This is a genomic window from Thiocapsa sp. C2-2m (genome assembly GCF_041903745.1).
Lineage (GTDB): Bacteria > Pseudomonadota > Gammaproteobacteria > Chromatiales > Chromatiaceae > Thiocapsa > Thiocapsa roseilacustris.
In genome coordinates this window covers 26,607-52,280 of the sequence record NZ_JBBWVD010000019.1, presented here as the reverse complement: position 1 = coordinate 52,280, position 25,674 = coordinate 26,607, and the positions used below count along the sequence as shown (strand labels likewise).

Genomic DNA, 25,674 nt, shown 5'->3' with positions numbered 1-25,674 from the left:
CGTCATTCCTCGACACCGCCCATGCGGAATTTTATATCATAGTTAATGATGAAATCGGTTTCTTCCGAACTAAATCGAAAACCGTCGGCAATATCCAAGTCTATAGCGTCAATGAGATGCTTACTGCGCTTTGGAATAATGCATTCAATTTCAAGTCGATCATGGCGAAACCGCATTATCCTAGTGTCAGCGGTCAACCGGAGATTGGTCATGAGCGCATCGGAATGCTCTTGTAGTCGGCGACTCGGTGCTCCTTGTCGTTGCAGCACATCCGGAAAGGGCATAGCGTCGATTTCTCTTTTGTTGAGATGGCGGCAGTCTGAGAAGATAGTTATAAACCAGTAGAAGAGGTTCGAGTTGAGAAGCGCAAGGGCGGAAGTTCTTTCCTCAGCGCTAGCGAAACTGAGAAGCTTGAATTCGCTGGGTGGCCGAAGATTACCAGCTCCATCCAAGACCCGCGGCTGAAAATCCAAAACTTGCAGAAAGTAACCAACTTTTCGAGAAAAACTGATTGAGTGCGGTCCGGATCGTACAGACCGTCCTCCGATTGTCATCACAAAGCAAGCAAGCTTCGAAAGTATTGAAAGTTCAAGTCTTGAAGTCAGCTTAGGAATGGAATTGCGGACGATCCCCTCCGTTACCGGAATGTACGCCAGGCGTTCGAACAATGTCCCTCTTTCTGGAGTACTCCATTTTTGATAGCGAGTTGATAGCCACTCAGGTTCGGAGCTTCTTGACAAAAGAAAAATAACCAGCCGGATATGCTCAAGACCGTCAAAAAGCCTTGATGGTCGGTCATCATAACAGCTGATGTGCACGCGCTGATTGCGATATTGTTCCTGCAGTGAGCGATAACCGTCTGTTGAGATGGATGAAACCGGAACAATATAACCCTGTTTCCCGTGCTGACCGGCAATGGATAAACATCGCTCAAGTAGAACAGGATAGATGTTCCCGCAATCAGTACAGGAATAACCGCGAATCTGATAACCTCTGATTTCACTGAGTTGAATATAGGGAGGATTCCCAATCACAATATCGAATCCGCCCTCCAGCGTGATCCCATAAAACTCCGCGAACCAATGGAAAGGCTGATGACTTGTACGCCATGCGGCGAAGGTGCTTTCATTGTCGGGGTCGATACCGTAATCACGTGCCAGATAACGGTCGAGCTCGAGGCTTAGGATTCCGAGAGCGTCGCGTAGACGACGCTTGTCCTCCGTGGTCACAGTTGCGCCGTGCACGGTTTGCAGTTCGCGAAAGCGATCAAAAGACTCGGATAGATCGGCCATCCTGGCCTTGATCTCGGCACGATGGGCGCTGTTGAAGAACTTGGATGCCTCGTCGAACTGGGCCTCGGTGGCATAGCCCACCAGGGTATTTCCGCAGCGGATGTTGAAGTCCATGTCCGGCAGGGGTTCAAGCTCTTGCCCGCTATCGACCTGCGAGACCAGCTTGAGAAAGAGCCGAAGCTTACAGATCTCCACCGCCTCGGCCATGATGTCCACGCCGAACAGGTTGTTGAGGATGATGGACTTGTAGATGTAGTAGCGCCGGGACGGATGGCGCCCGACCTCTTCCAGCACGCGGGCAAATTCCTTGTCGACTGGCTTGCCCAGCTTGCGGGCATCCTCGATGAATCCTTCCATGCGGTCGAGGCATGCCTCGTAGAGCGGCTCCAAGACATTGAGTGCCGCGAACAGGAAGGCGCCCGACCCACAGGTCGGGTCGAGGACCGCGATGCCGCGTCGAAACCGCTCGGTCGACTTCTCCGGGATCCGGCCGACAATCGTATGCCAGATAGCCTTGAGAAGAAGCGGGCTGTCACAGGTATCGATCACATCCTGCATGAACTGACGGATATTCAGATTCAGCGTGATCAGATCGTCGATCTCGCACACCTCGCCGCTGGCGAGTTTCGCATGCACCTCCAGGCATCGGTTACGACGCTCGACGTACTCCCGCCAAGTCTCGGTCGGCAGGGTGCCACGTTCCCCGGTTGGCGTATGAAACAGGGCTTCGCCGAGGTTATAGCGACGGTCGAACATGCGTGCCTTCGGGTCGTGCATGCCGATCCGAACGAATTCGGGCAGCTCAGACTCAGGAACGATCGCGCCGTTGGCGTCCACGACGCCGGTCTTCATCGCCGGATAGATGTAGCCGTCCGGATCAGCCGAAAGAAGACTCCAGACCGATGCGGGTCCGGCGAACGCTTCCCGACACTGCGCCCGCGTTTGCTGCAGCAGATAAGGAATGACCGTGTTCTTGCTGATGTATTCGGTGATGTCTTCCTTGGTGTAGTAGGCCCCCATCTGTTTCTGATTGATGTACTTCTCGAAGATGTAGCCGAGCACATCGGGATTGATCTCCGTGCCGGTGCGCAACGGACGGTCGTCAAGGTGCCAGTCATAGGCGTCGAAGAACTCGAAGAGTCGCTCGAATGCCTGGTCCGGGATGTCGATCGACGGGTTCGCATCTTCCAACTCATGTAGTGCGAACAGACCGCCGTTGAGATAGGGCACGTCTCCGACCAGTGCGGCGAGATCCCCGGCGCGGTCGCTCCTTGGTTGGCCGAGACCTTCATGGAATAGGCGGCGCAGAAACAGCCGATAAAAGGAGTGAAAATGACCACTGCCGGACTCGCTCTGGAGGCGGCGCAGTCGGTCCTTCAGATAGTCGGGGTTACCGTCGAGGAATCCCTTGCGCTGAATGAAGTAGACGAACATCAGGCGGTTGAGCATCAGGGAGGCATACCAGGCCCGGTCGGTGGCGTCGGCGAGCCCCTCGATAAAGCCCGAGAAGGCTTGATGTTCGGTTTTGAACCGTTCGTAGAAACGTTTGGAGACCTTATCCCGGTCGAAGGCGCGTCGGAGTCCCGTGATGACGTCGGTGAGTGTGATCGCCTCCTCGTCGTCCAGTGACCAAACGATGTGGCCCAATTTCTGGCGTAGGGATTCGCCGCTGGAACCCCGGTGCCAGGTGTGGGTGCGCGTGACCGTTGGTTGACCCGGGACGCGCAACACCCACAGCCAGGTCTGCATGAATTCGGCTGCATCGGTAAACACCAGCAGATGCTCATGGGCGAGCTTGGCCGCTTCCTTTTCGATCTTCAGCAGCACAGGGCGCAGCGGAATCCGTCCCGCATCGTCCGGCGAACATCGAAACACCGTCACGCCACGCTTCTGGGCGATTGGTGTCAGTGTGAAGAGGCCGCCGTCCGCCTGGATCTCTTGAGGACCGAACGCCGCGTGGTCCCAACCCAACTCGTTGAAGAGCCGAGCGAGGTCGAAGGCATTCAGCAGTCTCTGAAATCGTACGGAATCCAGTGTCATGCGCGTTTGAACTCCGTGATCATTCGAGTGTGTCCTTATTGTGTCGCCGCCGACGCCAGGCCCAGTGTGCAAATCAGTCGCGGCTCGCGGTCCTCTTGCTCCTCTGCGATCAGGCACAGACGGCCGTCCTCGCGGAGCCTGAGCACCAACTCGGCGAGCTGGTGGTCGTCGACCCCGGCTTTGAGTTGGCGATTCAGGGCATCGATCGCGGACTGAAACAAGGGGTAGCGATAGATCTCCTCCAAGGCCCGATCGACCTGGCGAACGTGCTCGTCGGTGATGAAGAGATCGCGTGTGTTACCCAGTTTGGTGCGGTAGCGCTTGAGTCGTTCGTAAGTCTTGAAGCGAGCCCCGGAAGGGCGACCGAGGGCCCCTCCGTGAGACTTTTCCTCCTCCATGATGTGCGAAAGTCCCTTCTCGGTGAGCGAGTGGTGCTCCTCCGTGCGGGGCAGCGCCAACGTGTCCGCCGCACAGGCGGCGGCCTTCAAGATGGTCAGCTGGGACTGGGTCACCGCATTGCCGGCCTCGTCGATCCAGGCTAGGGCGTCGTTTCCCTGGGCGGTCCGCGTGTAGACGAGGACGCCGGGCGGTGCACCGGGCGTCGGCGGATGGGCCTTGGTGGCGTAGACGACGTCGGGCAGACCCTCGATGGTCGGCACCAGGCCGGGGTCAGCGTCGGTGGCGTTCTTCCAGATCTGATAGGCGTAGGAGGCAAGGTCCACCTCCGTGTCCCCGTCATCGTCGAGGATGCCGTTTTTCTCCGTGTAGAGATCACGGATGACCTGATCGTTCTTGTCGTCGTCGAAAAAGCTTTCGTCCGAGCCGACCACCTCGGCGTTCTGGATCAAACGCTGACGTACCCGCTGGCGCAGCCGGATGAGACGCTCCACGCCGTCCGCGGGAACAAACGAGTAGCAGAGGATGCGGTCCGAAAGCTGCCCGATGCGGTCCACGCGTCCGGCACGTTGGATGAGCCGGATAATGGCCCAAGGCAGATCGTAATTCACGACGATGGCGCAATCCTGGAGGTTCTGGCCTTCGGAGAGCACGTCGGTCGCGATCAGCACGCGGAGCTGGTCGCTCGCGGCAACCTCACCGCGCTTTTGGTTGGAGACCGGTGAGAAGCACCAGGCTAATTCCGTGGGGTCCGCACTCTGTCCGGTGGCCTGGTCGATGGCCTTAATCCCTTGTGCCCTGAGCTGGTCGACGAGGTAGCGTGCCGTATCGGCAAATTGCGTGAAGATCAGGAGCTTTTCCTTGCCGTGGTCTTCGCTGATGAGCTTGGTCAGCTTCGCGAGCTTGGCGTCGCGGCTCGGGTCCCAATCCCCACAGGTTTCCAGAACGGCAATCAGGGCGCGCGCGTCGGCGAGCAGGTCATCGGCGAGGGCCGGGATGAAGAGATGGCAAGGTAGCCACTTGAAGCGCTTCTTGAAGGGACCGCCGTAGACGCCGTAAATCGTTTTTGCGCGGTCGCGGAAGTCGGTCTCGGTGCGTAGCCCCGTGCGCAGAATGGCTTGTACCTCGGAATCGTCCGTGTCCGCCTCGTCGTTCCCGTTCTCATCCGGAACAGCGCGGGTGTCGTCGGGGTCTTCGTCGTGGTACCGGGTATCGAGCAGCTCTGCGCCCTGCGTCCCGAGCGGGATGTCCAGACCCTGCTCGATTGCGTGGAGGACAATAAAGTTGCGGAGGATGTGCCGTTCGATGGACAGCAGGAATGCGGGGCCGGCGCTCTCCAAGCGCTTGAAGAGGTTGGTACGGCAAAACCCCTTTAGGCGCGTACCGGCACGGGATAAACCCTCGATCACTTGGCCCTGCTGGGCGGTCGGGGGATGTTCGGGTGTGGGCAACAAATAGTTGCCGAGACCGTACCGGGGCAGGACAAGCGAGTTGACGGTGTCGACGACCGGGGTCGAGTAGAAACGCGCGTAGGCGTCATGGGGGTCCGAGTCCCGTATCGGGAACTTGACGTTCCTCGGTTCGCGTCTCGGGAAGTAGGATTTGGTGCCGTCCGGGAAACTCAGGTAACGCCCAAGCCCGTCCTCCCGGGCATAGTTCTGCATGATAAAACCACGGGTGCGGCGCACCATGTACAGGCGCATCAGGTCGCGCCAGTCGTCCGGGTCATCGCTCTTGTTGAATGCGGCGAGTGAGCGAACGGGGCATTGGTGGCGGCGGATGAACTCGTGCTCGCCACCCAAGGCCGTGATTTTGCGCTCCGGGCGGATGCCGATCTCGGCATCCTCTCTTAGGAACAACCCGAGCTGGGCGGAGAGATCCAGGTAGGTCTTGTTGTAAGGGGTCGCTGAAAGCAGGATGCAATGGCTGTCGTTCTTGTCGATGTAGTCACGGATGGCCCGCCAACGCTTGCCTTCCTTGTTGCGTAGGTTGTGGGACTCGTCGATCAGCACGACCCGGTAGCGACGCGTCTTTTCCGGCAGCTCGGTGATCACCCGGGAGAGCGACATGACCTTGGCATGGAGCCGGTAACGGTGAGCGTAGTCCTCCCACATGGAGACCAGATTCTTTGGACAGATGATCAATGTCTCGGTCGCATGGTCATCTTCGAAAATCTTGGCCAGAGCCGTGGCCATTAATGACTTACCCAGGCCGACGACATCGCCGATCAGGACCCCTCCGCGCTTGTTGAGGTGGTGCGCGGCGATCTTGACCGCCGCCACCTGGAAGTCGAAGAGCGCGTCGCCGAAGATGGCGGGGATGCGGAACTCGACCAACCCGGTACGCGCTTCCTGCGCCAGGTGATACGCCATCTTCAGATAGACGTGATAAGGCGTCACCAGCCGATCCGCCGCCCAGCTCTCGTCGATGATCGTTGCCAACTCCTTGGAAATATCGATGCACCAGCGCTCGCGCCAACGGTCTTCGAACCAATCGGCGAGCTTGGCGCAGGCATCATGCTCCAGCACATCGACGTTCAACTCCCCCTGCGCGGCTAGCCCGGCCATGGTGAGGTTGCTGCTGCCGACGAAGCCGGTCATGGGGTTGTTCACATCCTGCCGGTGGACAAGATAGAGCTTGGCGTGAAGCGGATGAGGCAGGTAGACCTTAACGACGATCCGACGGTGGTGAAGCTGAAGAGCAAGCTGACGCAACGCCGCCTCGTCCCGGTTGGTCGGCACGCCGAGTGCGAGCTGACGCCGGAAGTCCTCGGCCAAACGGCGCTTCTCTCGCAAGGCGGTTTGGTTGTCCAGCGCGTCATCCTGATGCTGCATACGCATCGACCGACGCAGCTCCTCGGAAGGCGCGACCTGCATGCCGACCAAGAGTCTACAGCAGTGCCCGTCACCGCCAATCCAGTGGTCGATGCTGTCCGCCAGGTGCCGCCAACCCCTGAGGTTGAAATATCCGACGCAGAAATCGGCCCGTGCGCCGACCGCCAGCGTCTCCCGCAGGGCCGGCAGGAGGTCGAGGTCGATGTTGTCGAAAATTCTGGGCATGGCGCGATCCTGTGTTCCTATGGTTCGCCTTAACCGAGGCTCGGCAGTCTGTCACACCGAGCGTTCTCTATCGCAACTCATCCAACCCATCCAGAAACGCTGCGACCTGCTCTCGGACCAGTCTCAGCGTGGTCTCGAAGCGCAGGGCCACCAGTCGCTCGCGCTCCCAGTCCAGCTCGAACGAGTAGGCGTTTCGGAAGACATGACGAAAGCCGCGAAAATCCTGCAAGAGGCGGTACAGCTCATCATCGATCACCGCCGGCCGGTAGCCCTCGACGTTCAGCTTCATGCGGCGGAGCAGGTCGGAATGCCAGGTGTCCGTGCCGATGTCGTTCTCGAAGAAGGCCGCGATGCGCCGAAACATGTTCTCGCAGCCGCTGTAAAAATTGTGCAGCAGGTAACCGATTGCGCCTCGGTCGTACACGGAGACCTCGGCCGGCTCCAGATCAAGCTTTTCGCGGACGCTGGCGAAGACCTGCGCCAAGGCTTCGAGCTTGGCCAAGTCGTCTTCGATGTCGGCGTGCAGCAGTGCGATGTTATGCCGCATAGATCACCTTGCCCCGATCGATGGCCTTGGCAACAAAACGGGCGTCGTCGGACTCGGTGTGGAGGTCGATCGGCCGCCCGATCGTCTCTTCCAGATCGCGGCGCAGCGCCCAGTAGTCCCTGGGATCCGTTCCCAAGACCACCAAGTCGATATCGGAGAGCGGGTGCGCCCGACCCTCGACCAACGAGCCGAACGCGATGGCGCGCGTCGCGTGATAACGACCGAAGACGGCCGCACCCTCCCGCGCCACCTGATCCAGCAGGCATTCGGACAGATTCGCGGATTCCTGCCTCTGCTCGGTCCAACGTGCCTTGAGTCGACTGTAGTCGAAGGGGCATTCGTTCGCTGTCTTGCCTCGCGAGGCGCGAGACGATGATTGCGGGTGTGGGTGTGCCATGGGCGTTCGGAACGTGTCGGTGTAAGCGATGTGCGTGGTGGAGCCATGTCGGGTCTAGACCGGACAGGGACAGCTTAGCAGCTGCTGCATCGCACGCAGATCATCACGTGATCACCGGACGGGCCGAACGATCGAGACGCTGTTTTGCCTCGCCGTCCTTCGGAGCCGCCCGAGCCACCGCCAAGGCATCCACACGAAGGCCCCGAGCGCGACCAGGAGATACAACATCCAAACGGGCACTTTGAGGAACAGGCGGGCAAGCAATTGGACGACGTCGCCTTTGTAGGCGATCTTGCTGCCGCGGGCGGTGAACTTCGCGAATTTCAATGCACCGACTTTATCGAGCACCTGCAGGCCGCCTTTGCCGAAGGTCGCCGCAGTCTTGATGCTGTCGACACCCAGATCACCCGCACGCTGAGCGGTTCGTACGAAGCTACTGCCGCCGATGCGGTAGAGGGTCGCGCTCTGATCGCCGAAGGTGACGGCCAGCGTGGCCATACGGCGCAGCGATGCAGCATCCGTGGTCTTGCTCAACAGGTTCAGCCCCCCGCGGGTCTTCGCGACCCGATAGACATCGTCGAAGAGATCGGTGACCGCGTCGAGCTTCTTGGTCTGCTTGACCGTCTTGGCGCCTTTGATGATGGCCTTGCCGAGCCAGGGCGGGAGTTTGCCGAGCTTGCGTGCGGTCTTGAGGATCATGATGCCGCCCTTCGCCGTCGTGCTCGCCGCCACGGTCGGGGCCGCAGCCCCGGCGGTGCCGACGGTTGCGACACCGCTCGCGAGCTGTGCGGCCGTAGCGACCAAGCCGATGGACGCGAGCGCCGTGATCACCTCGTCGACGTCCTCGCCCTGAACGAAGTTGGTCGCCTGGTTGGCAAGATCGCGGATATCGCCGATGACGAAGAGGTCGGTCACGACACTCGCCGCTTGGCCGATGGTCTCGTCGCTGGTTCCCTGCAGAAGACCTTCGGACAACTTGTCGGCTTGATAGCTCAGGCTACCGCGTACGGACTCGATCTCGGCGTGCAGCGCTTGGGCTGTCGGGTCCTGATTGACATAGTCGTACGCCATGAAGAAGTCGAGATAGTCGGCCGCATCGGCGTAGCGCTCCTCGGCCACCATCGCCCGCGTCTCGGGGACGGGATCGATACGGCTCAAGGCCAAGACGCTCAATTGCGCTTGTTGCCAAAGTACGCCTGCCGCGATGGCGGCCAGGATCAAGAGGGTTAGTTTGACGGGGAGTTTGAAGAAGAACATGGGTGTCGTCCTTGGATAATCGAAAGGGCGCCCGCACGGCTGGCGCTCCGCGTGAAAATATCGTTCATTCGATCGATGAGAGTCGCGTACTGGCCCTCATTTCGTGACCTCCCGGCAAGCTGCACGGGCAGAGCAATTGGCCCATTCCTTTACCCACATCTAAAAAAGACAATTTCTCTCACGGAGACACGGAGACACGGAGACACGGAGACACAAACAAAAAATTTTTAATAACAATTTGTTAATCAATAGCGACGTGCCATCTCTTCGTCGCGCTACGGACCGCCCGACCGACTTCCGGCCTTGGTCTCGGGTCGATAATGCTCTGGTGTCGAGTGCGTCTTCTCCGTGCCTCCGTGTCTCCGTGTCTCCGTGAGAGAATCTCGGAAATATGGGTAACGGCATTTGGCCACGACCAGCGGCGTGTCGGTTCGTCGCGTGCGCATCTGGGTCTACAATCCCCTGATACCCCCTCGCCGTTCAGACCCATGCCATGACCCGGAAGATCCTGCCCATCGGTATCCAGACCTTTCGCGAGATCCGCGACGGTGACCACTACTATGTCGACAAGACCGATTTTGCTCGGCGTCTGATCGGCGAGGGCAAATATTACTTCCTCTCGCGTCCGCGTCGCTTCGGCAAATCACTCTTTCTCGACACGCTGGGCGAGTTGTTCGCGGGCAACGAGCCCTTGTTTCGCGGCCTTCACATTCATGACCACTGGGATTGGACGACGCGCTATCCGGTCATCCGATTAAGCTTCGGCGGCGGGGTGATCCGGTCACCCGATGAGCTCGAGGGCAAGATCCACGACCTGCTCGACGAGAACGCCCGGCGGCTCGGAGTCCGATCGGACGGACGGACCCTATCCGGGCGTTTCGCCCACCTGATCCGCGAGGCCGCACTGGAGCAGCGCGTGGTGGTCCTGGTCGACGAGTACGACAAGCCGATCCTCGACAATCTCGGTCGCCCGGAGCTCGCCCGCCAACTGCGCGACGAGCTGCGTAACCTCTACTCGGTGATCAAGGATTCCGACGCCCATATCCGCTTCGCCTTTCTGACCGGGGTCAGCAAGTTCAGCAAGGTCAGCCTCTTCTCGGGGCTCAATAATCTGAACGACATCACCCTCTCGCGCGAGTATTCGGCCATCTGCGGCTATACCGAGGCGGACTTGGACTGTGTCTTCGCCCCGGAGCTCGAGGGATTGGATCGCGAGCGGATCCGACTCTGGTACAACGGCTACAATTGGACCGGCGAGGCCGTCTACAACCCCTTCGATGTGCTGCTGCTGTTTCACAAGCGCCAGTTCCGCCCCTGGTGGTTCGAGACCGGCACCCCGACTTTTCTCGTCGACCTACTCACCGAACGCGAGACCTGGCTCCCTAGGCTCGGCCACCTGGAGACCGACGCCACACTGCTCTCTGCCTTCGAGGTCGACCACATCGCAACCGAGGCGCTGCTCTTCCAGAGCGGTTATCTCACCATTGAGCGCGAGGAAGAGATCAGCGGCACCTATTTCTATCAACTGCGCTATCCCAATCGCGAGGTCTACCAGAGCCTCAACAGCGCCCTGCTGACCGCTTGGACCCCGCCCGACCAGACCGAGGTCCAACACCGCAAATCGCTACATCGCCTGCTGCTGACCAACGACTTTGCCGGACTGGAGCGGCTCTTTACCGCCTTCTTCGCAAGCATCCCCAACGACTGGTATCGCAACAACCCGATCGCCCGCTACGAGGGCTATTACGCAAGCGTCTTTTATGCCTATTTCGCCGCACTCGGTTTGGATCTGACACCGGAGGAAAGCAGTCACGCCGGCCGGCTGGATCTGGCCCTGCGCTTCAACGGGCAGGTCTATCTGTTCGAGTTCAAGGTGGTCGAATTGGAGCCCGAGGGTCGGGCCTTGCAGCAGATCAAGGACCGCGGCTATGCGGACAAGTACCGCGCGGACGGCCGACCCATCCATCTGATCGGCGTGGAATTCAGTCGCGAGCGCCGACAGGTCATCGGCTTCGCGGTCGAGACCCTGAGCTGAGCAAGAGTAAAGATGGTGCCGCCCTTGGCCGTGGTGCTGGCTGCGACGGTCGAGAGCGTCTCGCAACAATCGGTTCAGACACGAACCTGTCGCGCACGAACGACCTCTTCGCGCTCGAGCTCTTCAAGTGCGGACTCCACTGCGCGCAGGGTTTCGTCGATCTCGGGGAGGAGGACGTCTTCGAGTGCGCGGGCGCGTCGGGCCGTGCGGGCGTAGTCGGCGCGCAGGCGTTGGAGATTGCCGACCATGGCGGCGAGACGGGCGATGCGCGGGATCAGGCACTGGAAGGCTTGGCGACAGCGGTCGGCCTCCGGGCTGTCGGAGACGCTCGGCGGAGGCGATTGCTGCTGCCTGTCGCCTTCGACTAGATCCTGCAGGGTCACGCCGAGCACGCGCCGCGGCGTGAGCCGGCAATCCGTGTCGAGCGGCGGCGCCGGCGGGTGGACGGCGAGTCCTTCCAGGCCGTGCCGGGCGACGGCGCCCTGGAGTGCAGCGGCGGCCTCGCGGTAGGCGGCGCGAAAGGCGGTCATCTCATGCTCGTAGCGGCCGAGCTCGGCGAGGATCTCGGCGGCGAGGATGAGCCGTTTCTCGTCGAGGAATCGATAACCTTCACGCATGCCCGAGCGCTCTTCCTTAAGCTCGAGGAAGGCGCTGTGGGTCGGGACGACGGCGCGCTCGGTCATGAGACGGGTACTCGCCGCGGGGCTTGACCGAGCAGATGCTCGCGGATCTGGCGGTCGTCGAGTCGGTGCAGCTCGCCTGCCGGTAAGCCGCGCAGGGCGGACCAGCCAGCGGCCATGCTCTCCTCCAGGGTTCGGGCATCGACGCCTTGATGAATCACCTTCTGCTCGAAGTCGTCGCCGAAGAGGAGGAGCTTGCGGTCGTCTTCGGAGAGACCGTCCTCCCCGACCACGCCGGCCAGCACCCGGGTCTGCTGGGCTTGGCTGTAACTGGCGTAAAGCTGCGCGGCGAGTGCCGGATGATCCGCATGGGTGCGCCCTTTGCCGATGCCGTCCTTCATCAGGCGCGAGAGACTCGGCAGCAGGCGGATCGGCGGATAGATGTCGCGCCGATGCAGATCCCGATCAAGCACGATCTGGCCCTCGGTGATGTAGCCGGTGAGATCCGGGATGGGGTGGGTGATGTCGTCGTTCGGCATGGTCAGGATGGGGACCTGCGTGACCGAGCCCGGTTTCCCGCGGATGCGACCGGCGCGCTCGTAGAGGGTTGCCAGGTCCGAGTACATGTAACCCGGATAGCCCTTGCGACTGGGGACCTCGCCGCGGCTCGCCGAGACCTCGCGCAGGGCCTCGCAGTAGTTGGTGAGATCGGTCAGGATCACCAGGACGTGCATGCCTTCGACGAAGGCAAGATATTCGGCGGCGGTCAGGGCGAAGCGAGGGGCGAGCAGACGCTGCGCACTCGAATCGCTGGCCAGGTTGAGAAAGAGCACCGTGCGGGCGAGCGCCCCGCTCTTCTCCATCTCCTCGCGAAAAAACTCGGCGCTGTCGTGCGGGATGCCGATACCGGCGAAGACGATGGCGAACCCTTCCGCCTCTTCGGCATCGCCCGGCAGGCGCGCGTTGCAGGCGATGTCCACGGCGATGCGGTCATGGGGGAGGCCGCCGCCCGAGAAGAGCGGCAGTTTCTGGCCGCGCACCAGGCTGTTCATGAGATCGATCGAGGTGAATCCAGTCTCGAGGAATTCGCTCGGCGCCTCGCGTGCGGTGGGCTTGATCGGCAGGCCATCGACCCGGAAGGCGTGCTCGGCCGCAAGCGGCGGTCCCCCGTCGAGCGGTTTGCCGATACCGTTGAAGACCCGCCCGAGCAGCCCCGGACCGACATGGAAGCGCAGCGGCTCGCCGAAGAAGCGCACGCGCGTGCCCTGCAGGGCGAGCCCGGCGGTGTCGTCGAGCATCTCCACCGTGATAGAGTCATCATCCAAGGCGGCGATACGCCCGAGACGCACCGAGCCGTCCGCGCCCTCCACCTCCACCGCCTCGTTCAGACCCACGTCGAGGCTGCGGCTCAAGAACAGCAGCGGACCCTCCGCACGATTGGCGATTTCTTCTCCGACGAGTCTGGCGTATGTCATTGGCGTACCTGCTTGCGTGCGCTGGGCGCGGGAGCTTCCTGCCTCCTGCCGTCAGCTATCAGCTATCAGCTATCAGCTATCAGCTATCAGCTATCAGCTATCAGCTATCAGCTATCAGCTATCAGCTATCAGCTATCAGCTTTTTGCTGATTGCTTTAAGGCGAGTTCCGAAACCGTTATGCCAAGCCGCCCATCGGAGCGCTCCATGTCAAGCGGATCGTAGGTTGTGCCGAGCCTTGCGAGGCACAACCAACCGTCGGCGCAAGTTGTGCATCCTATCGTCAGCACAACCTACGGGCTGAACCCCGAACCCCGAAACTATCACCCTTCCCGCGCCTCGTTGATCAACCGCCGAATCGTGGCGGTCAGCTCCTGATCGAGCGCGGAGAATGCCTCCCAGTCGCCGTCTTCGATCTCCTCGCCCATGCGCATGAGGCGACGGAAGACGGGTTGATCGCGAATCGCCTCGGGGACGACGCCGGCGTCGAGCAGACGCTCGGAGCCTTCGATGAAGCTGCCGATGAGGCGCATCATGACCGATTGGCGCGACGGGCTGGCGTAGCGGTCGTTCATCGAGTAGGCGGACTGGCGCAGGAAGCACTCGTTGACCAGTTGGGCGCAGATGAGCACGAGCCGCTGGCGTGCAGGCATGGCGTCGCGTCCGATAATGCGGGCCATGCGCTCCAAGCGGGCCTCGTCCTCCAAGAGCGTCAGGAAGCGCCGACGCAGCTCCTGCCAGCGCGTACATCCGGTGTTGTGCCACCAGCGCGCGAGGTTTCCGGCGACCAGGCTGTAGGACTGCAGGGGGTGAATGGCCGGGTAGAAGCGCGCCTGCGCCCGTTTGGCGTCGAGGCCCCAGAGCGAGCCGACATAGCGCCGGGTGTGCGTGGTTACGGGCTCGGAGAAGTCGCCAGAGGGCGGGCTGACGGCGCCAAGCAGCGTGACCGATCCGATCTCCCCGCCCAGCGTGCGCACCCGCGCGGCGCGCTCGTAGAAGTCGGCCAAGCGACTGCTCAGATAGGCGGGATAGCCGGCCTCGCCGGGCAGCTCGCCGAGCCGGCCGGAGACCTCGCGCAGGGCCTCGGCCCAGCGGCTGGTGGAGTCCGCCATCAGGGTGACGTTCATGCCCTGGTCGCGAAAATACTCCGCCACCGTAATCCCGGTGTAGATGCTGGCCTCGCGTGCCGAAACGGGCATGTTCGAGGTGTTGGCGATGACGACGGTGCGCTCGAGCAAGGGACGTCCGCTGCGCGGGTCTTCCAGCTCGCTGAACTCGGCGAGCAAGCCGGCCATCTCGTTGCCGCGCTCGCCGCAACCGACATAGACGATGACATCGGCGTTGCACCACTTGCCGACAGTCTCGAGCAAGACGGTCTTGCCGGTGCCGAAACCGCCCGGAATGGCCCCGGTGCCTCCGCGCGCGACCGGGAACAGACAGTCGATGACGCGCTGCCCGGTCAACATGGGCTCGTCCGAGGGCAGCCGCGCCTGCACGGGTCGCGGCACCCGCACCGGCCACTCGTGGGTCATGGCGATCGCAAGGCGACGACCGTCGGCGGCGTCGATCCAGCAGATCGGCTGGTCGTCCGGATACTCGCCGGGGTCGGCGATCGCGGTGACGCGCCCGCCCGCCGAATCCGCAGGCACCAGGCAGCGCTGAGCGATGCCGGTCCCGTTCGCGACCTCTCCGATCGCCGTGCCGGGCATCAGGGTGTCGCCGACGCACACGCTCGGGGTGAAGTGGAACTGCCTGGCGGCATGCACCTGCATCCCCGGCTTGACGTAGGGATCGGCGATATCCGCGATGGGGCGTAGGAGTCCGTCGAAGATCCCCGCCAGAATCGCCGGCCCCAGACGGATCGACAGGAGCCGACCGGATCCCGTGACCTCAATCCCGGGGCGCAGGCCGCTGGTGTCCTCGTAGAGCTGGACGGTGATCTCGTCGCGGGCGATGCGGATCACCTCGCCGAGGAGTGCCTGATCCCCGACCGTAACCGACTCGCGCAGACGGAAGGCGCCGTCGGGGCGTGCCCGCAGGACGGGGCCGCTGATCCAAGTGGTTTCCGCCGTGTTCATATCTCGACCCCCGCATCCATCGGATGCCGTGCCAATACCGCCAACAGGCGCGCCTCCAAGCGTCGGCGGTCACGCAGCAGACCCTCGAGGCTCGCATCCAGGACCGCACCCTGCGCTTCGATGACGAGGCCGGCCGACACGGCGCCGTCGGCCCGAAAATGCGGCGCCTGACCCAGCGCCCGGGTCAGCTCGGCCTCGAACGGTCCCCATTCGGCGGCGGACCACGCGGGCGGATGGCGCACCGTCCAAAGCCCGGGCGGGAGCCGTCGCCGCGCTTGGGCGATGGCATGGCTCGCCCAGATGGTGCGGGTCTCTTCATCCGCCCAGCGCCTGCCCAGCACCTCATACAGACGCGGCCAAGCCAGCTCCAGGAGTCGCGCGTTGGCCCGATCTCCGCTCGCGCGCAGACGGGTGTCGTGCTCGGCACGCGCGGCGTGGAGCCGAGACCGCGCATTCGCCCGTTCCGAAACCACCCGCTCGTGAAGCTGCGCGCGTGCGCGCCGATAGGCATCGGCGAGCAGGGTCTTCGCCTCGGCGCGCGCCGTCTCCAGGAGGGTACGGCACTCCGCGTCCCGATACTCCTCGATCAGGTGCAGCAAACCACGTTCGCGCTCCTCGAGCTTCATTCGGCCATCCCCAAATGGCGTCGCACGTCGGCGACGAGATCCGGCGCCGCAACCCGGTTGCGCACGTCCGGGATCACCAGGACCAGCGGCCAGGTCGCCAACTCCGCCTCTCGCAACAGATCGGGGGGCAACGCGGCCGCGATCTCGGCCGTCATGACGATGACGCGGGTCTCCTCGCGCAGCCGCAGAAAGAGCGCACGCATCTGCGGCGGCTCGGGGCAATGGACCTCGACCCCCGCGAGCCGGAAGCCGAGCCCGCTGACCTCGTCGCCGAGAAAGGCACAGGCCACCATGGCGATACGACCCTCAACCGAGCCGGTTGAGAATCAACACCGAGATGATGAGGCCGTAGATGGCAATGCCTTCCGCGAGCCCGACCAGGATGACCATCCGCCCGAACAACTCGGGCTTCTCGGCCAAGGCACCGACGGCTGCGGCGCCGATGGTCGCGACCGCATAAGCCGCCGCAACCGAGCCCACCATGGTCGCGAGAGCGGCCGCAAGATACCCCCAGCGCAGCACATCCGGGTGGATCGGTATCACCTCGAGCGCGACGACCTCCGCGGCGAACGCACCCGATTGCCAGAACAGCAGGCTGGAGACGCCAGCGAGCAGGGCGACGCCCAGCACCATCACACCGGCGAACAGGATTTGTCGATTCATGACTCCACTCCTTCTAAACCGCGCCCGGCGCGGTATGCGATGTTTTTGGATGGGATCGGCCCCGACAGACTTGACGGCCGTCGGAGCCGGCGCGGTTTAAATAATTAAAAAATAGATCAATTTAAACCGCGTCCCCGCGAAAGGGCCGTGGCTGCACCAAACGTTGAGCTCACTCGACCATGAGCCTCTCGCTCTGGACGCGGTTTAGCACGCGTGGAACCGCCGACGGACCCGGGTCCGCTCACACCGCACCCTGCAACGCCTCCCGCACAATGGGCGGCGGTACCGGAAGTGGCCGGAAGACCCTCCCGGTGCCCTGCAGGAAGCGGTTGAAGAACTCGAACAGCACGAGCCGTGTGGTCTGAATCGAGACCACCAGCCCTTCCAAAAGAATGATCAGGACATTGCCCAGGATCATAATGATGATCCCGGCCCAGAGCGGCACCGAATCCGCCATGGTGACCACGGCGACCGAGAGTGCCGAATGCGCCAAAGCAAAGGCACCGACGCGGGCAAACGAGAGCGTATTGACCATGATCTGGACCCCTGACTCCAGGAGGTGACCGATGGCGGCGAGCCCGCCGAGCAGGGCGCGATGGACCAGGAAGGCGCCGATCAGGTACCACGCCAACCCGAGCAGCGCGATCCAGCCGAGGCCGGGGCGCAGCACCGTAGCGATCAACCCCAGATAGAGCACCAGAAAGCCCAGATCCTGCATTAGCCAGCGCCCGAGCTCCCCACGCCAGAGTGCGCTCAGACCCGATAGGAGATGCCCGAGACTCAACAAGGCGACGGCGAAGAGCAGAGGGACACCGAGCAAGGTCAAGGGATCGTGCAGCGGATGCATCCAGAGGGCGGGGATGATGTCCTCGCGACCGAAGAGGCTCCCGAACAGGATCCCGAAGACCATCGCCGAGGCGCCGCCGAGCACCATCAAGCGCGCCTCCGGCCAGCGTCGCTGCAGCCACAGCCCGACGCCGACCAGCACCGCGCCCTGCCCCACGTCGCCGAACATGTAGCCGAACAACAGGGGCACCACGAAGATCAGCACCGGCGTCGGGTCCGCCTCGTCCGAGCCCGGCACACCCAAGGCACGCGCGAACAGCTCGAACGGACGCATCCAGGGTGGATTGTCCAGGATCTGCGGCGGGCGCTTGCCGGGCGGCGGCTTGGTCAGGCGCAGCAAGGCGCGGGTGCGTCCCGCGTCGAGGGCCGCACGGAGTCGCTCGCCGTTCAGATCGTCGGTCCATCCCGTGACCCAGACCAGATGCGCGCCGGCGCGCTCCAAACACCCGACATGTGCAGCAAACCAAGCCAGCCCGGCGACCTCGCCGAGCGTATCGCCGAGGTCGTATTCGTCGAAGAGGGTGTCCAGCTCGGCCTTGAGATAGACCACGCGCGTGGAAAGAAACGCGCGCCGCGCACCGATCCGTGCAAGCGAATCGCGCGCATCGCCCGTCAGCCAAGGCGGCCGCTCGATGACCCGCCCCTTGGCCGCCTGCACCAGATGTTTGACCGCGTCGAGCCGATCGCGCGGCCCCAGAATCATGGCGCAGTATTCGTCGTCCCACGGGATCTGACGCGGGATGACATCATCCGGCAACTGCGGCCGAGCGTCCTTCGGCAAGACTGCGCAGAAGGTCCCGAGAACCGGTCCGCTGCGCGCCACCGCGCCGAAGTCGAGCGGGCTGTCGATGATCTTCCCGATCACCTGCGCCAACCACTTGAGCCGGGTCAGCTCCTCCTCGCAGGACTGGAGGATGTCGATCAGTGGATCAGCCTCACGCCGCCACGCACCGACTCGCGCCAAGGCGCGCTCCAAGACCGCTTCGGGCGACTCAACCAACATCTTGCGCCTTAGCCGTCCGCGCTCCCAGTAGCGGCCGTAGCGCACCTTCAGCGCCTCGTAGGCCACGAGTCCTTCGGAGAGATGCTCAACCGGGAAATCCCCACAGACCCGATCGCGGATCTCGATCTCGACCGCCCCGGTGCGCGCGAGCTCGGTCACCGTGCGCACGCTTTCGCGCCGTGGGCACAGCACCTCGAACCAGCGTGTGGAGGCAGGACGCAACATCAAGAATCCAAACGCTCCGTATCGAAGACTGCCCGGCTGAGCAGGGCCCCGCGCAACCGTTCGATATCCAGGAAGACGATCGCGAGGTATGCGAAAAGTGCGACGGGCTGAACCGGATGTTGGTGGAGATAGGCGTGCAGACGATCGCGCAGGACTTCGCGCAATTCCCACGCGGAGGCGGACGGCGCGCCGCGGAAGCGCTCCAGATGGGCCTGGATCAGTCGGGAGAATCCGTCCAGATCGCGCCGACAGCGGCCTCGACAGGTCGGCCAGCGCTCGCGCCACGCCGTTTGCCAGCGCGCTCCAAGATCGCGGTCCGCACCGCCCGTGTCGGTCTCGGCCGCAAGCGTGTTCAGCCCACTCGTCTCCCATGCCTGCGGATCCAGCGCGCCGTTCTCGCCGATCAGGCCACGCAACCGGACGTCCAGGGTCGACCAATCCGGCAAGGTCTCGCCGCGCGCCAGATGCTCGAGCTGCGGCAGCCAGGGCAGCCAAGCCACCCACTCGATTGCCGCCCGCCAGCCCGCGGGCGACCAGTCGGCGACGGTCACGGCCGTCTCAAGCGCGAGGGCGCGACAACCGCGATCCAGCTCATGGGCCTGACTCAACCCGGAGAAGGACCTGACCCAGTCAATCAGCCCGGTCACGCGTGCCTCTTCCAGATAGGTCGCCAGGGTACGCGCGCTGGACAAGCGCTGCCAATCCGCCGCCGTAGGCAGCCGCGACAGACGTGCTTGAAGGCGCGCTTGGGCATAAGCGAGACGGGGGCCGGCGTTCATGACGGACCTCCTTCGCCGCGCTCGACCGAAACGTCGGCATCGGCGACGACACCGATCATCTCGTCGGCAAGAACGCCGATGGCGGCATCCAACCGAGCATCGGCGGCTGTGTCGAGGTCGTCTCCAACCGGCTCGGCGGCCCGATCGAGAAGATCGGAGAGGGCGTGTCGCAGACTCATGTCGGCGATCCGCTGAACAGCGAGAAGACGGCGATCGGTGCGCTCGACGAGGCGGCGTGCATGGTTCTCGGCATCGGCTAGAACCCGATCGGCTTGGATGCGACAGGCCGCGACCGACTCGCGAGCGGATGCCTCTGCGGCCAGTGCCCTGTTGAACGCGGCATCGATCCGTTCCAGATCAGCATCGGAGGGCTGCTTGATCACGCCGCGTCTCGCTCCATTGCACCTCGACCGCATACCCTGGGGAGGGGTCGGACCAAAAAGCCTTGGGCCTCGACCGCGCCTCTCCGTCCCTCGTATCCCTGCATTCCACTTGGGAAGCGGTTTCGTTAGAATACGGTGATATTCTAGTTCAGGCGTCGCAGAATGCGGGGGGGCGGCGCTCGTTGGATTTGATCCGTGTCAGTTTCGTGACCGATTGCCCCGCCTGCGTGTGCATGACGGCATCGATCTCGGTATAACGCCCCGCAGTGTCGCGCGCATTTTGCCCGGTCTTCGGGTAAGGTAACGCGCCGCACCTCTGTTGTTCTAGCAGGTAGACCACGATGGACGACACCCTCCAACGCCTTCTCGAAGCCGAGATGCGCGCCGAGAAGATTGCTCAGCAGGCCGAGGCCGAGCAAGAGCGCACCATTCAAAAGGCGATGGCGGATGCAAAATCCGAGAACGATCGCTTCACCGCGCGGATCCCGGATCTGCATCGGGGCTTCATCGCAAAGGCCGAGGAGCGCGCCGAGCAAAACGTCGCCGAGCTGCGTCGTCGCTACGACGAGCGACACGTTCAACTGCGCGATCAGGCCGAGCGCCGCGAAGGCGAAGCCTTGGATGCCGCCTTTCAGGTCCTGATCGACCCGGATCGCTGAACCCCGAATCGACTCCTCACCGGCGCGACGTCCGATCAGCAGCTTACTTGCGGTTTCTTCATGACCATCATTGCCGACCACGCCTACCTCAACACGCGCGTCTCCGTCATGGCGATGCAGTTGTTCGAGCCGAACGGGATCGCGGCACTATCTCACCTGCCCTTGGCGTCCCTGGCGGAGCGTTTCGGCTTGAACGCGATCCTCGACGATCAGCAGTCTACGCGCGCGCGTAGTCGGGCAGTGGAGCAAAGCCTGATTCAGGTGCTGCTCGCCGAGCTGCTCATTCTGGTGCGGCCCATGAACACCGCCGAGCGCGCCCTGGTGCTCGACTGGGGACGCAAGTACGCCCTCTTCAATCTCAAGACCCTGATCCGCGGCAAGCTCTACGACCTGGATCAGAAGGAGATCCGGGACAACCTCTACGTGCTGCCCGAGCACATGCGCCTGTCCGAAGAGGTCAGCACCGAGCTGTTTCGCGCCGAGAACGTCCTGGAGCTGCTGCGCCAGCTGGAGGCCGGGGCCCACCGCACCCTGGCTCGCCAAGCGCGCGAGGTCTACGAGCAGCAGCGCGAGCCGTTCGCGTTGGAGGCGGCAATCGATCAACGCTATTACGCCGGGCTGTTGAGACAGGTCATGGCGTTCAGCGACGCGAACCTCAATCCGCTGAAACGCCTCATGGGCGCCGAGCTGGATCGCATCAATTTGATGTGGCTCCTGCGCTTTCGGTTCTCCTACCAGCTTTCGGCTTCGGAGACCTTCTACTACCTTGTCCCCTCGATGCGTCTGCTCACGCGCGATCGGCTCCTCCATCTGGTGAATGTGGAGACCTTCGAGGGTGTCGTCGCCACCTTGCCGGCGCCGTTGGACCGATTGCTCGTCGGCAGCAAAAACATCGTGGACGCTCAGAAGCGCATTGGCGCCTACGCGGCAGGCGAGGCGCATTGGGTTCTGCACCATACCCAATCGGGCGTCGCGCGTGCATTGGCCTATCTGATGCTGCGCGAGCGCGATCTTCTGCTGCTGTTCGCGCTGGCCCAAGGCCAGATCCTGAATCTCCCGTCCGCCGCCATCGAGATCGCAGTCGAGCTGTCAGAGCCGGGATGTCCCTGGGCCGGGAGTCGGGCAGCCTGATGCGCACCCCGTCTCACCATCCGATGCAGAGGGGCTGACGCATGTTGCGCTCGACACCGATGAAGCATGTTCGGCTCCTGGTCCTCACCGAGGATCTTCCGCAGGCATCGCTCGCCTTGGCGGACATGGAGAGCTTTCACCCGGATACACGCCCGCCGACCGAGGCCCGGCTCGCCGGTCTGCCGGGACGCGAGTATCGCGAGGTCTTCGCCCAAGCCACCGCCCGGCTCGAGAAGATCGGCAAGTTGATCCCGGTGCCGGCGACCCCCGAGATCGAGCAGGTCCGCGTGGTCGATTTCGGGGAGCTGCAGACCTTGAACGCCTGGCTCGGCGAGGTCTGGAGCGAGACCTCCAGCTACGAGGAAGATCTGCGTCGGCTCGACGACGAGGAGCGCTTGGTCAAGGAGCAGCAAGCCGCCCTGGCCAACTTCGCGCATCTCAACATCGATCTGGGGATGCTGCGCAGCAAGACACGCTTTCTGGACTTCTACGTCGGCCTGGTCCCGCGAGAGAACCTGCGCCAACTGGAAGGCGCAATCGGGCTCGCCGGATACATCCTGCATCTCTACATGCAGCAGGACGAGAACGCCCATGTCGTGATCGTCGGCCCGGCCGGAACGAAGGAGAGTCAGCTCTCCGCAGTGCTCGACGCCGCCGGCTTTCAGAACCTGCCGATTCCGCAGGAGCTCGACCGCAATCCAGCCGAGCTGCAGCGCGACCTCGACGCCCAGCGCGCATCGATCGACGCTCAACGCAAGACCCTGCTCGAGACCCTCGCGCGCTGGTCCGACCCGTTCGCGGGACCGCTGCTGGAAGCACGGCGAACCCTGATGCTGGCCGAGCCGCTGGTCTCGCTCGATCCATCGCTCCGCAGCGCCGGCTACCTCGCTTATCTGGCAGGTTGGGTCCCGGCACGCTCGGTCGAGCAGCTCGACGCACGCCTGCGCGAATCGCTCAACCATCCCTTCGAAATGAGCGTGCGCAACCCCACGGCGGAGGAACGCGCCCTGGTCCCGACGGTGCCGCCCAAGAGCTGGATCCTCTCGCCCTTCGCCATGCTGGTGAAGCAATACGGCGTGCCCGAGTACGGCGAGGTCGATCCCACACCGCTCTTTGCCGTCACCTTTGTGTTGATGTTCGGGAGTATGTTCGGCGACATCGGCCAAGGCGCCGTGATCGCCCTCGCCGCCTGGCTGCTGCGCAAGAAGCTCGGGCGCTTCTGGCCGTTCGGATTGATGGCCGGGCTGTCCTCGATGGTCTTCGGCGTGCTCTTCGGCAGCATCTTCGGCGAGGAGCACCTGATCCCCGCACTCTGGATGAGTCCGTTGAGCGATCCGCTCCTAATGCTGCGCATCGCGCTCGGCTGGGGCGTGCTCTTCTTGACGCTAGCCTGCCTGTTGGCGATCTACAACCGACTGGTGATCCGCAACTGGTCCGGGGCCATCTTCGGACATCACGGCGTCATCAATCTGATCTTCTACCTGGCGCTGATCAGCGGCGCCGTGAACGTCGCGACGGCCGGCGAGGGTGTCCCCGGAGTTCGGGTCGACGCCGCCGACGCCTTCGGCACCCTCCCGATGGTCTTGGCGATCGGTGCACTCCTCGCCCTCGCCGCGCACAGTTGGCTCCATCAAGAGGGGGCGGTCGGGGAAAAGATACTGGTCGTCTTCATCGAGACTCTGGAAACCGTCATCGGCTATGTCTCCAACACCTTGTCGTTTTTGCGTGTCGCCGCGTTCAGCCTGAACCATGTCGCGCTCTCGATCGCCATCATGACGCTCGCGGGCATGATGGGCGCCTTCGGTCATGTCGTCACCCTGATCCTCGGCAATATCTTCGTCATCGTTCTGGAGGGCGGTATCGTCATGATTCAGGTGATGCGTCTGCAGTACTACGAGGGATTCTCGCGGTATTTCTCGGGGAACGGTCATGAGTTCGCGCCCCTGAAGTTCCGGCGTGGATCGGTCTGAGCCGTTCGTTCATCGGGAGTTTCGTTCATCGGGAGTAAGGCATGGGACTCATCTACGCGGACATCGAACTGATCAATCCCAGGGAAGCCAACCTGCGACCCATGAAGGCACGCGCGATGTTCGATTCAGGCGCGATCACGCTCTGTATCCCCGAGCACGTCGCGCTCCAATTGAATCTCGCCGAGCTTGAAAAGCGCGAGGTCACGACGGCCGATGGACGATCGGCCCTCGTACCTTATGTCGGTCCGCTGCAGATTCGCTTCGAGAACCGCAACTGCTTCACGGGAGCACTCGTTATGGGTGACGCCGCGCTGATGGGCGCGGTGCCCATGGAAGACATGGACCTGGTCCTCAATCCGCGTCTTCAGCAGGTCACTGTCAACCCGGCGAGCCCGAACATACCGACGGCAGTCGTCAAGTCTGCCGATCCGTCCGGTGAACCAAGCCCTTAATCGCACCGACTTCACGCACACCGCGAGTCGCCGAAGAACCCTATCGTCACAACCGTAACACAACACTGGAGCATGCAATGTACTGGCTCGTCGCCCTGATGACCTTCGCCATCCTCGGACTCATCCTGCTCGGATTCGCGCTCGAGTTTCGCCCGCAGCTCGCGACCGGGGGCCGGTCCTGGTACAAGCCGGCGATGGGCGCCCAACTGGTCGTCTTCGTCGGCGCTCAGCTCGGTCTGCTGGTGCTCGGCATCAACGACGCCTTCGCCGACGTGGATGTCGTCGCCATGGAGTCCGTGAACGAGATGTCTCTCGGCATGGGTCTGGCGATCATCGGTGCCGGTATCCCGACCGCCATTTCCACCATCGGCGCCGGCATCGCGGTCGGTCCGATCGGAGCCGCATCGCTTGCAGCCATCACCGAGAAGCCGGAGAACCTCGGCCGAACCCTCATCTATCTCGGACTTGCCGAGGGTATTGCCATCTACGGCCTCGTTATCTCGATCCTGCTGATCAACAAACTCTAATCGGCGCGCCGGTCAGGAGCATTGGTGGTGGAGACGGAACAGGACTACGGTCGACCGACACGCATGCTCTTCCTCGGCGAAGATCGGCTTGCAGACGGCTTTCGACTCATCGGCTTCGAGACGCATCCCAATCCCGACCCGGAGCTTGTCGATCGGACCATTCGGGAGCTGCTGCGCGGACGCGAGAAGGCCTTCGTGGTCGTCGACGATGCCGTCATGGCGCAGGATATCCCGAACCTCAAGCGCGTGCGTCGCGAGGGGGGACGGATCGTCGTGATCGCCGTGCCCCCGCTCGGCGAGCATCCTCAGCTCGGGAGCGAGGTAGCGCGCCGGCTGGCAGCCCTGTTCGGCAATGCCGTCGTCAACGCCAAGGTGGAGCCATGAGCCACCGAGTCTCGCAGATCGCCGGGTGAGCCCGTACATGCCTTGGTTGTCAACAAACAGTATTCATTCACTTAAATCGTGTCTCAACCGTCGCCCCTGGTGTTCACAAGGCAGCGGCAAGTGACAAGACAATGGTTTTCGCTCCGGACGCGATTTAACGAGGGTCGATCGTGAATCAGGTACAAGAGCTTGAGCAGGCCATTTTGGCCCGCGCGGAACGGCTGGCCGGCGAGTATCGCGAGCGCGCCAACCGCAGCCGCGACAGCATCCTGCGCGAGGCCGCGGAGCGGCTGCGCATGCGCGAGAGTCGCGAAGAGAGCATCGCCAAGACGCTCGCGGATCGGACCTTCCGCCAACAGGTGCAGGCCAGCGAGCTGAAGATGCAGACGCACCTGGACCGGATGCGCTGGAACCTGGTGCAGGATGTCGAGCGCGCCCTCGCGGGACGGATGAAGGCGTTCAGCGAAGACCTCGGGCGCTACGAGCCCTGGCTGGAGAGCCTGATCGTGCGCGCTGCCAACCTCATCGAGGAGAAGTCCCTGGTCGTCTCGTCCAATGCGCGCGATCTGCAGCGCCTGGCCGAGCGCTGGGACGCGATCCTGGAGACCCTCCCGAGCCACAAAACCGTGACCCTCTCCAAGGAGCCGATCGAGACGCTCGGCGGGGTGCTCGTCGCCAGCCGCGACCGCCGCATTCGCGTCGACAATACCTACGAGGGCCGGCTCGAGCGTCTGCGCCCCGCCGTCCAACAGGTCATCCTCGAACGGCTGTTGCCGAGCGGGTTCGACACCGGCAACCTCTTCAGCGGATGAGACCATGAGCGAAACCCATG

General features: G+C 63.0%; 22 protein-coding genes. 8 read left to right on the top strand and 14 right to left on the bottom strand.

Features of this window, described 5'->3' with window-relative positions:
* Window positions 1–2 precede the first annotated feature (2 nt).
* From AADX97_RS15925 to AADX97_RS15905, 5 genes are all read right to left on the bottom strand, one after another.
* Window positions 3–3,332 (bottom strand): Eco57I restriction-modification methylase domain-containing protein, encoded by a 3,330-nt coding sequence (locus tag AADX97_RS15925; protein ID WP_374231719.1) that lies wholly within the window; start codon window positions 3,330–3,332, stop codon window positions 3–5.
* 35 nt (window positions 3,333–3,367) lie between these two features.
* Window positions 3,368–6,787 carry a helicase-related protein gene (locus AADX97_RS15920; protein WP_374231718.1) on the bottom strand — a complete coding sequence of 1,140 codons (3,420 nt, stop codon included), beginning with the start codon at window positions 6,785–6,787 and terminating at the stop codon, window positions 3,368–3,370.
* Between the two features lie 67 nt (window positions 6,788–6,854).
* Window positions 6,855–7,334, bottom strand: a complete 480-nt coding sequence (locus AADX97_RS15915; protein WP_374231717.1) for an antitoxin — start codon at window positions 7,332–7,334, stop codon at window positions 6,855–6,857.
* A complete protein-coding gene (locus AADX97_RS15910; RefSeq protein ID WP_374231716.1) occupies window positions 7,324–7,731 on the bottom strand; it encodes a nucleotidyltransferase family protein in 408 nt (135 codons plus the stop codon). The genes AADX97_RS15915 and AADX97_RS15910 overlap by 11 nt, the downstream gene beginning before the upstream one ends.
* A 111-nt stretch (window positions 7,732–7,842) precedes the next feature.
* The gene (locus AADX97_RS15905; RefSeq protein ID WP_374231715.1) at window positions 7,843–8,988 is read right to left on the bottom strand and encodes a hypothetical protein; all 1,146 of its coding nucleotides are present in this window, start codon (window positions 8,986–8,988) and stop codon (window positions 7,843–7,845) included.
* Between the two features lie 493 nt (window positions 8,989–9,481).
* Here AADX97_RS15905 and AADX97_RS15900 point away from each other — a divergent pair, with 493 nt between their 5' ends.
* Window positions 9,482–11,023: an AAA family ATPase gene (locus tag AADX97_RS15900; RefSeq protein WP_374231714.1), complete on the top strand. Its 1,542-nt coding sequence runs from the start codon at window positions 9,482–9,484 to the stop codon at window positions 11,021–11,023.
* A 74-nt stretch (window positions 11,024–11,097) separates the two neighbouring features.
* Here the strand turns inward: AADX97_RS15900 and AADX97_RS15895 are convergent, their stop codons facing one another.
* The 9 genes from AADX97_RS15895 to AADX97_RS15855 form a co-directional block, all read right to left on the bottom strand.
* Window positions 11,098–11,706, bottom strand: a complete 609-nt coding sequence (locus AADX97_RS15895; RefSeq protein WP_374231713.1) for a V-type ATP synthase subunit D — start codon at window positions 11,704–11,706, stop codon at window positions 11,098–11,100.
* Window positions 11,703–13,118, bottom strand: coding sequence for a V-type ATP synthase subunit B (locus AADX97_RS15890; protein WP_374231712.1), 1,416 nt, complete (start codon window positions 13,116–13,118; stop codon window positions 11,703–11,705). Before AADX97_RS15890 ends, AADX97_RS15895 begins: the two co-directional genes overlap by 4 nt.
* Window positions 13,119–13,439: 321 nt before the next feature.
* Entirely contained in the window at window positions 13,440–15,194 is a 1,755-nt protein-coding gene (locus AADX97_RS15885) for a V-type ATP synthase subunit A (RefSeq protein ID WP_374231711.1), read from the bottom strand.
* The gene (locus AADX97_RS15880; protein ID WP_374231710.1) at window positions 15,191–15,820 is read right to left on the bottom strand and encodes a hypothetical protein; all 630 of its coding nucleotides are present in this window, start codon (window positions 15,818–15,820) and stop codon (window positions 15,191–15,193) included. The genes AADX97_RS15885 and AADX97_RS15880 overlap by 4 nt, the downstream gene beginning before the upstream one ends.
* Window positions 15,817–16,113 (bottom strand): V-type ATP synthase subunit F, encoded by a 297-nt coding sequence (locus AADX97_RS15875; RefSeq protein WP_374231709.1) that lies wholly within the window; start codon window positions 16,111–16,113, stop codon window positions 15,817–15,819. Before AADX97_RS15875 ends, AADX97_RS15880 begins: the two co-directional genes overlap by 4 nt.
* A 13-nt stretch (window positions 16,114–16,126) precedes the next feature.
* Window positions 16,127–16,483, bottom strand: a complete 357-nt coding sequence (locus AADX97_RS15870; protein WP_374231708.1) for an ATP synthase subunit C — start codon at window positions 16,481–16,483, stop codon at window positions 16,127–16,129.
* Window positions 16,484–16,724: 241 nt separating this feature from the next.
* On the bottom strand, window positions 16,725–18,557 hold the full coding sequence (locus tag AADX97_RS15865; RefSeq protein WP_374231707.1) for a V-type ATP synthase subunit I: 1,833 nt from the start codon (window positions 18,555–18,557) through the stop codon (window positions 16,725–16,727).
* Entirely contained in the window at window positions 18,557–19,336 is a 780-nt protein-coding gene (locus AADX97_RS15860) for a hypothetical protein (protein WP_374231706.1), read from the bottom strand. The genes AADX97_RS15865 and AADX97_RS15860 overlap by 1 nt, the downstream gene beginning before the upstream one ends.
* Entirely contained in the window at window positions 19,333–19,719 is a 387-nt protein-coding gene (locus tag AADX97_RS15855; protein ID WP_374231705.1) for a hypothetical protein, read from the bottom strand. The genes AADX97_RS15860 and AADX97_RS15855 overlap by 4 nt, the downstream gene beginning before the upstream one ends.
* 341 nt (window positions 19,720–20,060) lie before the next feature.
* Between AADX97_RS15855 and AADX97_RS15850 the strand changes: the two genes are divergently transcribed.
* The 7 genes from AADX97_RS15850 (at window position 20,061) to AADX97_RS15820 (ending at window position 25,654) form a co-directional block, all read left to right on the top strand.
* Window positions 20,061–20,378 carry an ATPase gene (locus tag AADX97_RS15850; RefSeq protein WP_093191204.1) on the top strand — a complete coding sequence of 106 codons (318 nt, stop codon included), beginning with the start codon at window positions 20,061–20,063 and terminating at the stop codon, window positions 20,376–20,378.
* A 60-nt stretch (window positions 20,379–20,438) separates the two neighbouring features.
* Entirely contained in the window at window positions 20,439–21,509 is a 1,071-nt protein-coding gene (locus AADX97_RS15845; protein WP_374231704.1) for a V-type ATPase subunit, read from the top strand.
* Between the two features lie 41 nt (window positions 21,510–21,550).
* Complete coding sequence (locus AADX97_RS15840; protein WP_374231703.1) at window positions 21,551–23,479, top strand: V-type ATP synthase subunit I; 1,929 nt, start codon at window positions 21,551–21,553, stop codon at window positions 23,477–23,479.
* A gap of 41 nt (window positions 23,480–23,520) precedes the next feature.
* A complete protein-coding gene (locus AADX97_RS15835; protein WP_374231702.1) occupies window positions 23,521–23,931 on the top strand; it encodes a clan AA aspartic protease in 411 nt (136 codons plus the stop codon).
* A gap of 77 nt (window positions 23,932–24,008) precedes the next feature.
* Window positions 24,009–24,458, top strand: a complete 450-nt coding sequence (locus AADX97_RS15830; RefSeq protein WP_374231701.1) for an ATP synthase subunit C — start codon at window positions 24,009–24,011, stop codon at window positions 24,456–24,458.
* Between the two features lie 63 nt (window positions 24,459–24,521).
* A complete protein-coding gene (locus AADX97_RS15825; RefSeq protein WP_374231782.1) occupies window positions 24,522–24,842 on the top strand; it encodes a V-type ATP synthase subunit F in 321 nt (106 codons plus the stop codon).
* 170 nt (window positions 24,843–25,012) lie between these two features.
* Window positions 25,013–25,654: a V-type ATP synthase subunit E gene (locus AADX97_RS15820; protein ID WP_374231700.1), complete on the top strand. Its 642-nt coding sequence runs from the start codon at window positions 25,013–25,015 to the stop codon at window positions 25,652–25,654.
* The last annotated feature ends 20 nt before the right edge of the window (window positions 25,655–25,674 follow it).

Coding starts and splice junctions, on each gene's coding strand:
- AADX97_RS15925 (WP_374231719.1), bottom strand. CDS start 3,332: ATGACACTGGATTCCGTACGATTTCAGAGACTGCTGAATGCCTTCGAC.
- AADX97_RS15920 (WP_374231718.1), bottom strand. CDS start 6,787: ATGCCCAGAATTTTCGACAACATCGACCTCGACCTCCTGCCGGCCCTG.
- AADX97_RS15915 (WP_374231717.1), bottom strand. CDS start 7,334: ATGCGGCATAACATCGCACTGCTGCACGCCGACATCGAAGACGACTTG.
- AADX97_RS15910 (WP_374231716.1), bottom strand. CDS start 7,731: ATGGCACACCCACACCCGCAATCATCGTCTCGCGCCTCGCGAGGCAAG.
- AADX97_RS15905 (WP_374231715.1), bottom strand. CDS start 8,988: ATGTTCTTCTTCAAACTCCCCGTCAAACTAACCCTCTTGATCCTGGCC.
- AADX97_RS15900 (WP_374231714.1), top strand. CDS start 9,482: ATGACCCGGAAGATCCTGCCCATCGGTATCCAGACCTTTCGCGAGATC.
- AADX97_RS15895 (WP_374231713.1), bottom strand. CDS start 11,706: ATGACCGAGCGCGCCGTCGTCCCGACCCACAGCGCCTTCCTCGAGCTT.
- AADX97_RS15890 (WP_374231712.1), bottom strand. CDS start 13,118: ATGACATACGCCAGACTCGTCGGAGAAGAAATCGCCAATCGTGCGGAG.
- AADX97_RS15885 (WP_374231711.1), bottom strand. CDS start 15,194: ATGAACACGGCGGAAACCACTTGGATCAGCGGCCCCGTCCTGCGGGCA.
- AADX97_RS15880 (WP_374231710.1), bottom strand. CDS start 15,820: ATGAAGCTCGAGGAGCGCGAACGTGGTTTGCTGCACCTGATCGAGGAG.
- AADX97_RS15875 (WP_374231709.1), bottom strand. CDS start 16,113: ATGGTGGCCTGTGCCTTTCTCGGCGACGAGGTCAGCGGGCTCGGCTTC.
- AADX97_RS15870 (WP_374231708.1), bottom strand. CDS start 16,483: ATGAATCGACAAATCCTGTTCGCCGGTGTGATGGTGCTGGGCGTCGCC.
- AADX97_RS15865 (WP_374231707.1), bottom strand. CDS start 18,557: ATGTTGCGTCCTGCCTCCACACGCTGGTTCGAGGTGCTGTGCCCACGG.
- AADX97_RS15860 (WP_374231706.1), bottom strand. CDS start 19,336: ATGAACGCCGGCCCCCGTCTCGCTTATGCCCAAGCGCGCCTTCAAGCA.
- AADX97_RS15850 (WP_093191204.1), top strand. CDS start 20,061: ATGGACGACACCCTCCAACGCCTTCTCGAAGCCGAGATGCGCGCCGAG.
- AADX97_RS15845 (WP_374231704.1), top strand. CDS start 20,439: ATGACCATCATTGCCGACCACGCCTACCTCAACACGCGCGTCTCCGTC.
- AADX97_RS15840 (WP_374231703.1), top strand. CDS start 21,551: ATGTTGCGCTCGACACCGATGAAGCATGTTCGGCTCCTGGTCCTCACC.
- AADX97_RS15835 (WP_374231702.1), top strand. CDS start 23,521: ATGGGACTCATCTACGCGGACATCGAACTGATCAATCCCAGGGAAGCC.
- AADX97_RS15830 (WP_374231701.1), top strand. CDS start 24,009: ATGTACTGGCTCGTCGCCCTGATGACCTTCGCCATCCTCGGACTCATC.
- AADX97_RS15825 (WP_374231782.1), top strand. CDS start 24,522: ATGCTCTTCCTCGGCGAAGATCGGCTTGCAGACGGCTTTCGACTCATC.